The sequence below is a fragment of the Hymenobacter sp. NBH84 genome (genome assembly GCF_014217645.1).
Classification (GTDB): Bacteria; Bacteroidota; Bacteroidia; order Cytophagales; family Hymenobacteraceae; genus Hymenobacter; species Hymenobacter profundi.
The window spans coordinates 4,384,348-4,397,801 of sequence record NZ_CP043644.1 but is presented as its reverse complement, the minus strand read 5'-3'; the positions used below and the strand labels follow the sequence as shown (position 1 = coordinate 4,397,801).

Sequence of the window (13,454 nt, the reverse complement as noted above, 5' to 3'; positions counted from 1 at the left end):
CTGCATGTGTATCTGATAAACAAACCGGCTTCCTCTTTACAGAAAACGCCCTACCCTAAGCTGCGGTAGCGCACGCGCTTGGGCTCTACATCGCCCAGGCGCTTCTTCTTGGCTTCTTCGTAGTCGGAGAAGTTGCCCTCAAACCACACCACCTCCGAATCGCCCTCGAAGGCGAGGATGTGGGTGGCGAGTCGGTCGAGGAACCACCGGTCGTGGCTGATGATGACGGCGCAGCCGGCAAAGTTTTCCAGCGCGTCTTCTAGGGCCCGGATGGCGTTTACGTCCAAGTCGTTGGTGGGCTCATCAAGCAGCAGCAGGTTAGCGCCTTGCTTGAGGGTCGTGGCCAGGTGCACGCGGTTCCGCTCCCCGCCCGAGAGGCTACCTACTTTCTTTTCCTGGTCGCCGCCGCGGAAGTTGAAGTTGCTTACGTAGGCGCGGGCATTCACGGGGCGGCCGGCTAGCAACATGGTTTCGGTACCACCCGAAATCGACTCGAACACCGATTTAGCAGGGTCCAGCGTGTCGTGCTGCTGGTCTACGTAAGCAGTCTGCACGGTAGGGCCTACCTCGAACGTGCCCGCATCGGGTTGCAGTTGGTCAGTGATGAGGCGGAACAGCGTGGTTTTGCCGGCGCCGTTCGGCCCGATGATGCCCACAATGCCACCCTGGGGTAGGGAGAAGCTCAGGTTCTCGAACAGCAGCTTATCGCCGAAGGCTTTGGTCAGCCCTTCGGCTTCAATTACTTGCGCACCCAGGCGCGGGCCGTCGGGGATAAACAGCTCTAGCTTCTGCTCCTTCTCCTTGGCGTCTTCGCTCACCATTTTGTCGTAGCCGGCGAGGCGGGCCTTGCTCTTGGCCTGGCGGGCTTTGGGCGCCATGCGTACCCATTCCAGCTCGCGCTGTAGGGTTTTCTGGCGCTTGCTCTCGGTTTTCTCTTCCTGTGCTAGGCGGTTGGATTTCTGCTCCAGCCACGAGGAATAGTTGCCTTTCCACGGAATACCCTCGCCGCGGTCCAGCTCCAGAATCCAGCCGGCCACGTTGTCGAGGAAGTATCGGTCGTGGGTTACGGCTATCACGGTGCCTTTGTACTGCTTAAGGTGTTGCTCCAGCCACAGCACGCTTTCGGCGTCGAGGTGGTTGGTGGGCTCGTCCAGCAGCAGCACGTCGGGCTCTTGCAGCAGCAGGCGGCACAGAGCCACGCGGCGCTTTTCGCCGCCCGAGAGGTTGCCCACCACGGCATCGGCCGGGGGCGTGCGCAGAGCGTCCATGGCACGTTCCAGCTTGCTATCCAGGTTCCAGGCGTCGAGTTGGTCGAGGCGTTCCTGTACTTTTCCCTGCCGTTCGAGCAGTTTATCGAAATCTGCATCCTCGGCACCAAATGCCTCGTTAATTTCGTCGAACTCCTTGAGCAGGGCCACGGTTTCGGCCACGCCCTCCTCCACTACCTCCTTCACCGTTTTAGAGGCATCCAGCTGCGGCTCCTGCTCCAGATAGCCCACCGTATAGCCCGGCGACCAGACCACTTCGCCCTGGAACTGCTTGTCGACACCGGCAATGATTTTCAGCAAGCTGGATTTACCGGAGCCGTTCAGACCCAGCACGCCGATTTTGGCACCGTAGAAAAAGGATAGATAGATGTTTTTGAGAACCTGTTTCTGGGGCGGAAACACCTTGCTAACGCCCGCCATTGAGAAGATAATCGTCTGGTCGCTCATATGACTAAAAAAAGTGGAAATGAAACAAATGATTAGCGGCACTGCCGGGAGTAGCTCTTACCCTGGCAGCAACTCAGGTACCATAGCCCGCAGCCGGGTTTTGCAGTGGCTTCTGCGGAAGTATACTACAGATGCCCTATTTTGCGTATGATTGATTTAAAACAATAACATGACAGGAGGTTTTCTCCACTCATTTTTCACCTTATTGCCTGATCTACAAATGCTGTTTGGCTGGCTGGTAGTACCTTGCCGGCATACCACCTGGTAGGGCCGGAGTTGCCGCAAAGGTAGCGTCCTGCGTGGCTTTCTGCCCTATATTATGCTAAGCGCGTGGGCATTTCTGCCCGGCATGCCGTAAACTTGTGCACTTAGTCTAGCTTCACATTCCGCTCGCTCCTCCCTCCACTTATTCGCTTCCGCACTATCCCAATTATGGAACAACACGACCACCTCCTCGCTACCGCCCGCCAATACGGCTATGTCGAGGATGACCAGGTGTGGCTCCGTCCGTTTATGACGCTGCCTGCCCGCCGGGTAGGTCAGGTTAAAGACTCTCCCGACACCTCCCTCATCTACTTCGCCCAGCGCTTCGAGCTGTTTCGGGCCAAGGTAGAAGACCTGCTGGCCAAGATGGCTGCCTCCGACAACAAGGGGTCTTTCCTGATGAAGGCCCTGCACCTGAAAGAACAAGTGGCCAGCTACGATGGGCTAGGCGATTTTGAGAGCCTCTACCACCGCCTCACCGAGGCCGAAGAAGGCATCAACGTAACCATTGCGCAGAACCGGGAAAAAAACATGGCCACCAAGCTGGGCGTGTTGCAGGAGCTGGAAGAGCTACGCGATACCCTGGATTTTCAGACCGCTACGGAGCGGGTGAAAGCCCTGCGCCAGGTCTGGATCAAGACCGGCCCCGTTGACAAGGAGCTGATTGAGGACATGGAGGACCGTTTTCGGGCGGCTGTGGATGCCTTTATGCAGCGCAAGCGCGATTTCCTGGCCGATAAAAAGGCCATGACCAACCGCGTGCAGGACAAGTACATGGCCCTGATTCGGCAGTCGGAAGCCTTGCAGGATTCCGACGATTTCGAGAATACCACTCGTAAGCTCAAGCAACTGCAACAGGACTGGAAAGACATTGACGCCACCTTACCCCGCAAGCAGGCCAACGACCTGTGGACGCGTTTCCGGGCGGCGCACAACCATTTCTTCGAGCGCCTGAAGGTGCACATCAACACCAAGCGCACCGAAAACCAGCCTGAGGACAACCTGGCCCGCAAGCGCGGGCTGGTGGCCGAGGCCGAGGCCCTGCTGCACCGCCCCATGTCGGAGGCGGTGGCCCGCGCCAAGGAGCTGCAAGCTGCCTGGAAAAAGGTAGGCCCCGTGCGCGGCGAGGAGTCGGACCGGGTGTGGGAGCAGTTCATTGCCGCCTGCGACAAGGTGTTTGAACTCAGCTCGTTGGAGCACTACATCCGCAAGCGCCACGGCGGCGCCCCTGAGCCCGGCACCCGCGACGACCAAATAGCCGCCCGCGTGCAGGCCCTGCGTGAGTTCGTGAAAAGCGACCGGCAGGAGCAACTGGTGCTGGAAGAAAACCTGAGCAAACTCAACGTGTCGCCCGGCAACGAGTCGTTTCGGACCATGTTACAGGGGAAAATCCGAGCGTTTGAGCGGAAAATCCGCACCAAAAATCATTTAATTGAGCTTCTACAAAAAGGAGTGCTTGTATAAGCAACCTTCAGTTGTATTTTACGTTGTCGGCAAGGAGCAACGTTTTGCCGGCCTCCGTGTCTACCTTCACATCGTCGTAGACCAGCGAGCTTGCGACGTGCCACCTTTTGCCAACCTTTTTTTATAGTACACGACTATGTATTGGACGCTGGAACTGGCTTCCTATCTGGAAGATGCCCCCTGGCCTGCCACCAAGGATGAACTCATCGACTACTCTATCCGTTCGGGCGCCCCGATGGAGGTAGTGGAGAACCTGCAGGCCTTGGAAGACGATGGTCAACCCTACGAGAACATCGAGGAAGTATGGCCCGATTATCCGACCAAGGAAGACTTCATGTTCAACGAGGACGAATACTAAGAACTGTTGAATATTAAGTGTTGAGTACTGAATGAGTGATTTTGAATTAACTGACAATCATTCCTCACGCAGCATTCAACATTCAGCACTCGACATTTCCGGATTGGTTGCGGGGTACGAACAGCGCGTTCTGCTCCGCAACCTTTTTTTTGTGGTACCCAAGCCGACTTTTGTGGCGATTATCGGGCACAATGGCTGCGGCAAAACCACACTGTTTCGGGCACTCACGGGGCGCATTCCGTACCAGGGCACCATCCGGGTAGCGGGGCACGATTTGCGCACCGTAGCGCGGCCCGCCGCCGAAGGCCTGCTGGCCTACCTACCCCAGCGCACTACCGTAGGCTTTCCCATTGCCGTGCGCGAGTTGGTAGTGATGGGCCGCTACCGCCACCACCGTTTCCTGGGCGGCTACTCTCCCACCGACTACGCCCTCTCCGACAGCGCCTTGCAACAGGTAGGCGCCGCCCACCTCGCCACTCGTGATTTCACGCTGCTTTCCGGCGGCGAACAGCAGCTGGTGTGGCTGGCGCAGCTCTCCTTGCAGGAAGCAGGGTTGTACCTGCTAGACGAGCCCACCCAACAGCTGGACGTGTACTACCGCCGCCGCGTGTTTGCCCTGCAACAGCAGTGGGTAGCCGAGTTGGGCAAAACCATCCTCTGCATCACCCATGACCTAGACAACCTCACTGCCTTCCCACCCGGCGGCCACCTGCTCAACCTCTCCCGCCCTACCCCTACCCTCCTCCCCCTCACCCCCGAGGTAGTGCTAGCCGAAAAGGCGTATCTAGAAAGTGAGGAAAGCTTTGTGAAGAGGTGAAGAGGTGAAGAGGTGAAGAGGTGAAGAGGTGAGTAGTGAGTAGTGAGTAGTGAGTAGAAAATACGGCTGTCATCCTGAGCTTGCGAAGGACCTTCTCACATTAGGACGCGTCGTTATCACGCTTGTCGTTCCAGCGTAAGAAGGTCCTTCGCAAGCTCAGGATGACAGACGCTTTGCATTCACAACTTCACAAACTCACAATTTCACCACTCACCATCTCACCGCTTCCCCGGCCGGCCGCGGAGCACGTGCCAGATGGAGCGCAGAAACGGCCACGGCTGCACCGAATTCATAATCTGGAAGTTTTCCCACCAAGAGGTGCGCTCGTCTAGGAATCTTAGTACGCGCTCCAACGGGTTGTTGGTAAACAGATCGGAGAAAATGCGGCTGGTGATTTCGCCGCGGCGCTGCATGATGTCGAGTAGCAGGGTGTCGAACAGGTGAAACTGCCACCGGTCGCCAGTGAGGTGGCGGGGCGGGGCGCCCGTTTCGGCCAGGGCGGCCACCAGCCGGGCTGTGTGCGCCTGAATGCGCTGGAAGGCGTAGCCGGTGCTGGGCTTGGCCCGTCCCGCGCGCGTGCCCAGGTTGATGATGCGGGCACCCGCCCGCGCCGGCAGTGGGTGGTCGGTCATGGGAATGGCACCTACCTCTTCAGCCTCAATCTGAAAGTTCTCTACCCCCAGCGTATCGCGCAGGTAGGCGCGCATGGCTTCTTCGTACTCGTCTTTGGGCAGGACTTCGGCCGAAAACAGCGTGTACTCCACCAGCGCTTTGGTGGGGCTGAAGGGTAGCACATAAATAAAGCGCGCCTCCTGATGCTGCGCGCCCCGAAAGTCCATAAACTCTACCGTGGCCGGATCGAACACGGCGCGGTCGGTGGTTACTTCCCAGCCCACAAAGTGCTGAAGCAGGTACCGGTGCTTATCGGGCCGACGCGTGAGGGTAGGCGGGCGGCTATCGAAGGCGTAGCGAGCCGTGAACTCGCCGGCCGTGGTGGTAGCGCGCACGCCGTTGGGCAGCTCCGTAAGCGTTTCTACCCGGCCGCGCACTTGCGTTACTTGGGGAGCCGCACCCAAAGCCTTCCGCGTAAACTGGTAGAAATCCAGCCCCCGAATCATTTTATACGTGTACTCCTCCAGCGGAAACACCTGGTTTAGCCAAGGGCTGCGGAACGCCAGCTGCTGCCACTCGTGGGCCACGATACTGTCGAAGGGGGTAGGCGCGGCCGTCCAAAATGACCATGTGCGGTCGTTCTGGTCTTTGGCTTCGGGCTCAATCAGCAGTACCCGCTTGCCGCTAAGGCGCGGCTCTTGGGTAATGGCATAGGCCAGGCTGAGCCCAGCGGCACCGCCACCCACCAGCATGTAGTCGAAATCGGAGCTTTCCAAACGCAAACGGCGGCCGGAGTAGACCGGCCGCCGCTGCAAGTTAGACTTCCTGACGTAACTACTACGCCATCATGGGGTACAGTTTGAGGCCGCCGGCCAAGTCGCGCACGGCGTCGCGTACGTCCAGGTCCAGCTCGGCGCTGAAGTGCTGTCGCCCTGACAGGATGCTTACCTGCGACTGGAGGCGCTCCACCCACAGCTGCTCGTTTTCTTTGTAACCGGAGGTATACGGGTCGTCGTCAGAGAGCAATACCATCAGCTTGTCCTGCGGAATCAGGGTGCGGGCCGCCTCGTAGTCCACGGGGGCGTGCATCCAGTTCAGAATATCCTGCCAGGGACTATCTACCGAAAACCAGCCGGCTACACACAGCACACCGCCTATTTTCCGGGGTTTTTCTTCTTCTTTCGCCACGCTGGCCAGATAGTGCAGAATAGCTAGGCAACCCACGCTATGGCCTACCAGAATCACGTTTTCGTTGAGTTGAGATGGGGGCAGCACCTCGCGCAGATACTCCACGGCCCGCTCAATTACGGGTAAATCCCAAGCGGGCATATTTAGCGCCCGCACCTGGTAGTTAATGTCATCTTCTTCGGCAGCCGCCGCCAGTTGACTGCCCAGCCAGGGGTACCAATCGTTGTTGGCAGCACCCGCCCAGCGTGGAACGATATAAACGGTTTTAGTTACAGGAGTAGTGGTAGGCATGGTGGGTACAGTTTGTTTTAGAGGACGTATATACTACAAAACCATTACGGCCGGATTCCCGATTTGCAAAAAAGATTCCATTTTTGAAGTAGAAAGCTTAATAAAGTTATACGCTTAAAATCCTGTTTCCCACTTTTATAACCTGAAAAAAACAGACTTTCCATACTTAAAACAACAACTTATCAGCATTAAGCCAGCTGAATATCTTTTTATAATTATATAAAAGCAACAAAGCCTACTATTCTTCATAACAGAAGAATAGTAGGCTTTTTCCTATACAGAGAAATAGACTTCTGCTTAGAAGTTGGGCGACAGCAGGTACTTGGAGTAGAAGTCGTCGATAATCTTCACAGCCGATTCGGCGTCGTCCACGATCTGCACCAGTTGCAAGTCCTCAGGCGAGATGTTAAACTCCTCATGCAGCATCACGTCTTCAATCCACTTAAACAAGCCATTCCAATAAGCCGAGCCTACCAGCACGATAGGGAAACGGCCGATTTTCTTGGTTTGAATCAGCGTCATGGCCTCAAACAACTCGTCGAGCGTGCCGAAACCGCCGGGCATACCGATGAAGCCCTGCGAGTACTTCACGAACATCACCTTGCGCACGAAGAAGTAGTCGAAGTTGATGATCTTGTCGGAGTCGATGTAGACGTTGTGGAACTGCTCGAAAGGTAGTTCGATGTTGAGGCCCACCGACTTGCCACCCTCGGAGCGGGCGCCTTTGTTGCCGGCCTCCATAATGCCGGGGCCGCCACCCGTAATCACGCCGTAGCCGTGGCGCACCAGCTTGGCCGCAATTTCCTCGGCCATCTTGTAGTAAGGATTCTCGGGCTTGGTACGCGCCGAGCCGAAGATGCTCACGCACGGCCCGATTTTGCTCAGCTTCTCGAAGCCCTCTACAAACTCGGCCATCACCTTGAAGATCTGCCAGGAGTCGGCAATCTTGATTTCGTTCCAGTCCTTGTCTACAAACGCTTGGCGGATACGCTGCTCGTCATCAACCTGCACCGTGCGCTGGCCATGGGTTTGTTCGCGGATATCGCTGATGGTCTTGGCCTTATTGTCGTTTACATCGGGCCTTACAATGGTTTTGCCGCTACCCGCATTCAGGGTTTCATCGGCAATCTTGGTTTTGCTGTTCTTAGTAATCTTTGACATAGCCTGTACTGAAAAACCGTCGGACCGGGCTTAATCGGCCAGATGGCAAAAGGGGTAAAATAAAAACCGCCCGCGCTGGGGCGGGCGGCCAAATGTAGGCCTAGGCAAGTTAACAATTTGTTAACAATAGGTGGCCGATTTGTTACGGGTAGACTGATAGGGGCAAGATGGTAGAATGTCATGCTGAGCGCAACGGAGCGAAGTCAAAGCATCTCGCGCGCAACGGTACTCCCAACTATCAGGAATTACTTACGGTAGAGATGCTTCGACTCCGCTCAGCAGACGGCCTACTACCTTACCCCGCTTACTGCTTGCTACTCTCTAATTCACTCTCTACCCTATTTCGCCCGGATGGCAATAACGGGGTCGAGGTTAGCAGCCAGCACGGCGGGGATGATACCGGCCAGCATGCCAATCACCACCGACACGGTGAGGCCCAGCGTGATGTTGCCGGCCGACAGGAACAGTGGCATGGCATCCTGCGGAATGGCCGTTATCAGAAATACCAGGAAGATGCCGGCGCCACCACCTAGCAAGCACAGGAAAACGGCCTCAAACAAGAATTGAAACAGAATGAAGTAGTTCTTGGCGCCCAACGACTTCTGAATGCCGATGATGTTGGTACGCTCCTTCACCGACACAAACATGATGTTGGCAATACCGAAGCCACCTACCAGCATGGCAAAGCTGCCGATAACGGCCCCGGCCACGCCAATCACCGAGAACAACGAGGTAATGGCGTTGGCCAGCATCTCGGGCCGGTTCAGGGAGAAGCTGTCTTCCTCACGTGGCTTGAGGCCCCGGATAGTCCGCATCAGCCCTTGCATCTCCGACTCTAGGTTGAGTAGACCGGGGTCGGAGTCGACGCCTTTCACGCCGATGGTAGGCGTGACGCCACCCCCGCCCCCGCTGGCAATGGCAAATATCTTGGTGAACATACCAAACGGAATCAGGCAGTTGGCGTCGTTGCTGGGTGTGTCGAGCAGCTTCTTGCCTTCCTTCTGCAATACCCCGATAACGGTGAACGTGAGGCCCTTAGCCTTGAACGTCTGCCCCACGGCCGAGGTATTAGGATACAAGTTAGCGGCAATATCGGCTCCGATGATAGCCACGCTCCTAGCCGACTCTACCTCCTGGGGCGTGAAGTAGCGCCCCTCGGCCAGTGGCACGTCCGACACAATGTAGAAATCGTAGCTGACGCCCTCCAGGCTACAGCTTGTCATGCTATTGCTGCCTGCTTTAAAGGTGTTGCCGCTGGTGTTGGCGAAGATGGCTACCCCACGGTTGCTGCCGGGGCTAAGGTTGCGCTGCAATGCCCGGAACTCGCGCACGGTGGGCACGGGGCGGTTGAAGTATTTCCACCACGGGACGCCCGGCCCGAAGGACCACGGCCACTTGTTTACGTAAATCACCTTATCTCCCACAAAGCTCATGCTCTGGCGCACGTTGGCCTCCAGCGAATCGACCACCGCAAACACCGAGATGATAGAGAAAATACCCACCGTGACGCCTAGCAGCGACAGAATGGTGCGCAGCAAGTTGCCCTTCAACGCGTCCCACGCAAACCGAAAACTCTCGAAGGTCAAACGCAAGGCTTTCATAGGATATAGGTAGAAAAGGACCGATGGAAAAATAAAGATGGCTGCAAGGAATGAATTTATAGCACAAAGCTGCCTGCAATCGTGTTGAATACAGTAGAGCTTGGCAGGCAAGCACTGTGAAAGCCGTTGCCTACCTGCCTGACTCCGTGCTTATCCGGCGAATTTATGTACTTTTGCCGGCTCAAATTTTCGTTACTTCCCCTACTATTGCCCATATCTGCCCATGAAACTTTCTGAGTTCAAATTTGATCTGCCCGAAAACCTAGTGGCGCAGCATCCGGCCAAAAACCGCGACGAGTCGCGCCTCATGGTGTTGCACCGCGACAGTGGCAAGATCGAGCACCGCGTTTTCAAAGATATTATCGAGTATTTCGACGAAGGCGACGTATTTGTACTCAACGACACCAAGGTGTTTCCGGCCCGCCTGTATGGCAACAAGGAAAAGACTGGTGCTAAAATCGAGGTATTTCTGCTGCGCGAGCTGAATAGGGAAATTCACTTGTGGGACGTGCTGGTAGACCCCGCTCGCAAAATCCGGGTAGGCAACAAGCTGTATTTCGGCGAGTCGGATATGGTGGCTGAGGTGATTGACAACACCACATCGCGCGGCCGTACCATCAAGTTTTTGTTTGATGGCTCCGACGAAGAATTCTACAAAGCCCTGCACGACCTGGGCGAAACGCCCCTACCCCGCGAAATCATCACCCGTGATGCCGACGCGCAAGATAAGGAGCGTTACCAGACTATTTATGCTGCGCACACGGGTGCCGTGGCCGCGCCGTCGGCGGGCCTGCACTTCACCCGCGAAGTAATGAAGCGCCTGGAAATCAAAGGAGTAGACACTGCTGCCGTAACGCTGCACGTGGGCTTGGGCACTTTCCGTCCGGTAGACGTGGAAGACCTAACCAAGCACAAGATGGATTCGGAGAACTTTATTGTACCTCAGGAGGCCGCTACCATCGTGAATAAGGCGCTGGATGCCAAGAAACAGGTGTGCTCGGTGGGTACTACCACCATGCGGGCGCTGGAGTCGTCGGTATCGGCGCACGCCCGCCTGAAGGCCAACCAGGGCTGGACCGACCGCTTCATCTTCCCTCCCTACGAGTTCAAGATTGCTACCTCGCTGCTTACCAACTTCCACACTCCGGAGAGCACGCTGATGATGATGGCCTCGGCCTTCGCCGGCCACGAATTCCTGATTGAGGCCTACCAAACGGCCATTAAGGAGAAGTATAAGTTCTTCAGCTACGGCGACGCGATGCTGATTCTGTAGTAAGATCTTAGATTTCAGACTCGTTGTTCTGATTCTTTAACCTGACTTATATTCCGCCTGTCATTCTGAGCTTGCGAAGGACCTTATCACAGTAGAACGATTATCGAAATAACGACTCGTTCCACTGTAATAAAGTTCTTCACAAGCTCAGAATGACAGGCGGTTTTTATTTTTGCTACCCTACCCGATTTTATGCCTACCGATAGCCAAGGTCCTGAGACCTTAAACACCCAAGACCCACGCGAAGCGCCCCGATTCGCTATCCTCGTGGCGGGTGGTAGCGGCACGCGCATGGGGGCTGCCAAGCCCAAGCAGTTTCTGGATTTATTAGGCGAACCAGTATTGCTGCACACGCTGCGCCGCTTCGCCGAAACGCCGTTGCGGGTGCAGCAGTGCGTGGTGGTGCTACCATCCGAGCAGTTCTCCACCTGGCACCAGCTCTGCGCCGAGCACAATATTCATATACCGCACACGGTAGTGGCGGGCGGCGCTACCCGTTGGGCCTCGGTGCGCAATGGCCTCGCCTACCTCGCCGACCAGAAAAGCGGCACAGTAGCGGTGCACGATGGCGTGCGGCCCTTGGTGCCGGCCTCGGTGATTGAAGAATGCTTTGCCACGGCCGAGGAGCACGGCACCGCCGTGGCGGCAGTGGTACCCAAAGACTCGGTGCGCAACTTGTCGCAGCAGGGCTCCTATGCGCTGGACCGCGCCCGCCTGCGCCTCGTGCAAACGCCTCAGTGCTTTGAATTGGATCTGCTGCGTCGTGCCTACCAGCTCCCCGAGCTGCCTACCTTCACCGACGACGCCAGCGTGGTGGAAGACCTGCACGCCATCCACCTGGTGCCCGGCGACTACCGTAACCTGAAGATTACCACGCCCGAAGATTTGCTGCTGGCCGAAGCTATTCTGCGCAGCACTACGTAGGTAGTAAAAATTCCCCCCCCCGACCCCCTCCCCTCTGGAGAGGGAGAGCCGAATGGTTTAGCTGTTAGCTAATAGCTCTTATCCAAAACTAACAGCCATCAGCTAATGTCCCCGGAAAAGGCTCCCCCTCTCCCGGAGGGGAGGGGGTCGGGGGGTGGGGTCAGCGCCCGCACGAGGCCCCTACACCCTTTGCAACGATGAGACACAACAGATTGTGTCTCTACACTGTGTATAGCCCAACCCTACCCCTCCACCATGAAAAAGCTGCTCGAAAAGCACCCACTGGCTATCCGCTGGTTTCACTGGATCAACTTTCCGGTGCTGGCTATTATGATGTGGAGCGGCCTGCTGATTTACTGGGCCAACGATGTGTACCGCATTGGGTGGGGCGACACTACCTTGCTGAAGTTTTTCCCGAAGTCATTTTATGAAGCTTTACACGTGCCGTTTCAGTTGGCGAAGGGCATGGCTTGGCATTTTGTGGCGATGTGGCTGTTTGTGCTGAACGGCATAGCGTACGTGCTCTACACGCTGATTTCGGGTGAGTGGCGGTACTTGGTGCCAGGCCGACACGCTTTGCGCGAGGCGTGGCAGGTAGTACTGCACGACCTGGGCATTCGCAAGGCACCGCTGCCGGTGCGCAAGTACAACGCGGCCCAGCAGATTGCCTACTCCGCCGTGGTGCTAATGGGGGTAGGCTCGGCCCTTACCGGCTTTGCCATTTACAAACCCACCGAGCTGGCAGGGCTTACTACCCTACTGGGCGGCTACGAGTGGGCGCGGGCCGAGCATTTCATCCTAACGCTGGGCTACGCGCTGTTCTTTGTGGTGCACGTGGCACAGGTGGTGCGCGCCGGCTGGAACAACTTCCGCTCGATGATAGCCGGCTTCGAACTGGTAGACACGCCTACTTCCTCCTCCAACTCTACCCGCCCATGACCTCTCCCCAACGCCCTACTCCTACCCCCAACGACGAAGCTGTGGAGCAAGAGGCTGCCCGCCGCTCCCGCCGGGCTTTCCTGACGGCTGGCTTGGCCTCGCTGGCGGCGCTGGGCGGCTGGCGCTGGCTGGCAACGCGCCCCACCGACGACGGCGCCCTGTGGCCCCTGCGCCGCGTGCTGGACGTGAACGGGAAGATTTCCAAAGAATTTCTGAGCAACGCCGACCTGGCCCCGGTGTTTCCGCGCAGCCGTGCCAAGGAGCCGCGTATTAACGGCAGTCTGGGCCTGAAGAGCCCGCTGGATATAACGACTTGGCAGTTGCAGGTGCAGGGTTTACGCGCTGATGGTCCCGCGCCGGTACGCACGTTTTCGCTAGCTGATATTCAGGCCCTACCCCGCGTGGAAATGACCACTGAGCTGAAGTGCATTGAGGGCTGGAGCGTGGTAGTGAACTGGGCCGGAGCGCGCTTTTCCGATTTTGTGACACACTACCAACTAGCATCGGCGGCCGACTTGGCGCCCTACGTGCACTTGGTAACACCCGATCAGAAATATTATGTGGGTATGGACATGCAGAGTGCCTTGCACCCCCAAACCCTATTGTGCTACGAGATGAACGGCCAACCGCTAACGTTGGAGCACGGCGCACCGCTGCGGCTGGTAACACCCCTGAAATACGGTATCAAGCACATTAAGCGCATTGGCAGCATTGCGTTTACCGCCCAGCGCCCGGCCGATTACTGGGCGCAGCGTGGCTATGACTGGTATTCAGGCTTGTAACAACACAACCGTAGTAGTCCACATCGGTTTTGCCTCAAGGCCCGAACCAAACTACCACACCCAGA

Annotated in this window: 12 protein-coding genes; 7 read left to right on the top strand and 5 right to left on the bottom strand. The window is 56.9% G+C overall.

Annotated features, from left to right (window positions below; all coding sequences use genetic code 11):
* Window positions 1–50: 50 nt before the first annotated feature.
* Window positions 51–1,715, bottom strand: a complete 1,665-nt coding sequence (gene ettA / locus F1C16_RS18515; protein ID WP_185282073.1) for an energy-dependent translational throttle protein EttA — start codon at window positions 1,713–1,715, stop codon at window positions 51–53.
* A 432-nt stretch (window positions 1,716–2,147) separates the two neighbouring features.
* Here ettA and F1C16_RS18510 point away from each other — a divergent pair, with 432 nt between their 5' ends.
* The 3 genes from F1C16_RS18510 to F1C16_RS18500 all read left to right on the top strand — a co-directional run bounded on the left by F1C16_RS18510 (window position 2,148) and on the right by F1C16_RS18500 (window position 4,618).
* Window positions 2,148–3,443 (top strand): DUF349 domain-containing protein, encoded by a 1,296-nt coding sequence (locus F1C16_RS18510; RefSeq protein WP_185282072.1) that lies wholly within the window; start codon window positions 2,148–2,150, stop codon window positions 3,441–3,443.
* Window positions 3,444–3,579: 136 nt separating this feature from the next.
* Complete coding sequence (locus F1C16_RS18505; protein ID WP_019948259.1) at window positions 3,580–3,801, top strand: DUF2795 domain-containing protein; 222 nt, start codon at window positions 3,580–3,582, stop codon at window positions 3,799–3,801.
* Between the two features lie 31 nt (window positions 3,802–3,832).
* A complete protein-coding gene (locus F1C16_RS18500; protein ID WP_185282071.1) occupies window positions 3,833–4,618 on the top strand; it encodes an ABC transporter ATP-binding protein in 786 nt (261 codons plus the stop codon).
* Window positions 4,619–4,836: 218 nt separating this feature from the next.
* Here F1C16_RS18500 and F1C16_RS18495 read toward each other — a convergent pair whose 3' ends face one another.
* From F1C16_RS18495 to F1C16_RS18480, 4 genes are all read right to left on the bottom strand, one after another.
* On the bottom strand, window positions 4,837–6,006 hold the full coding sequence (locus F1C16_RS18495; RefSeq protein WP_185282070.1) for a lycopene cyclase family protein: 1,170 nt from the start codon (window positions 6,004–6,006) through the stop codon (window positions 4,837–4,839).
* A gap of 61 nt (window positions 6,007–6,067) precedes the next feature.
* Window positions 6,068–6,709, bottom strand: coding sequence for an alpha/beta hydrolase (locus F1C16_RS18490; protein ID WP_185282069.1), 642 nt, complete (start codon window positions 6,707–6,709; stop codon window positions 6,068–6,070).
* Between the two features lie 297 nt (window positions 6,710–7,006).
* Entirely contained in the window at window positions 7,007–7,870 is an 864-nt protein-coding gene (locus tag F1C16_RS18485) for a TIGR00730 family Rossman fold protein (protein WP_185282068.1), read from the bottom strand.
* A 338-nt stretch (window positions 7,871–8,208) separates the two neighbouring features.
* The gene (locus tag F1C16_RS18480; RefSeq protein WP_185282066.1) at window positions 8,209–9,471 is read right to left on the bottom strand and encodes an ABC transporter permease; all 1,263 of its coding nucleotides are present in this window, start codon (window positions 9,469–9,471) and stop codon (window positions 8,209–8,211) included.
* 223 nt (window positions 9,472–9,694) lie between these two features.
* Between F1C16_RS18480 and queA the strand changes: the two genes are divergently transcribed.
* The 4 genes from queA to F1C16_RS18460 all read left to right on the top strand — a co-directional run bounded on the left by queA (window position 9,695) and on the right by F1C16_RS18460 (window position 13,389).
* Entirely contained in the window at window positions 9,695–10,744 is a 1,050-nt protein-coding gene (gene queA, locus F1C16_RS18475) for a tRNA preQ1(34) S-adenosylmethionine ribosyltransferase-isomerase QueA (RefSeq protein WP_185282064.1), read from the top strand.
* A gap of 192 nt (window positions 10,745–10,936) precedes the next feature.
* Window positions 10,937–11,668 (top strand): 2-C-methyl-D-erythritol 4-phosphate cytidylyltransferase, encoded by a 732-nt coding sequence (locus F1C16_RS18470; RefSeq protein ID WP_185282063.1) that lies wholly within the window; start codon window positions 10,937–10,939, stop codon window positions 11,666–11,668.
* A 255-nt stretch (window positions 11,669–11,923) separates the two neighbouring features.
* A complete protein-coding gene (locus tag F1C16_RS18465; protein ID WP_185282061.1) occupies window positions 11,924–12,607 on the top strand; it encodes a cytochrome b/b6 domain-containing protein in 684 nt (227 codons plus the stop codon).
* A complete protein-coding gene (locus tag F1C16_RS18460) occupies window positions 12,604–13,389 on the top strand; it encodes a molybdopterin-dependent oxidoreductase (protein ID WP_185282060.1) in 786 nt (261 codons plus the stop codon). Before F1C16_RS18465 ends, F1C16_RS18460 begins: the two co-directional genes overlap by 4 nt.
* Window positions 13,390–13,454: the final 65 nt, after the last annotated feature.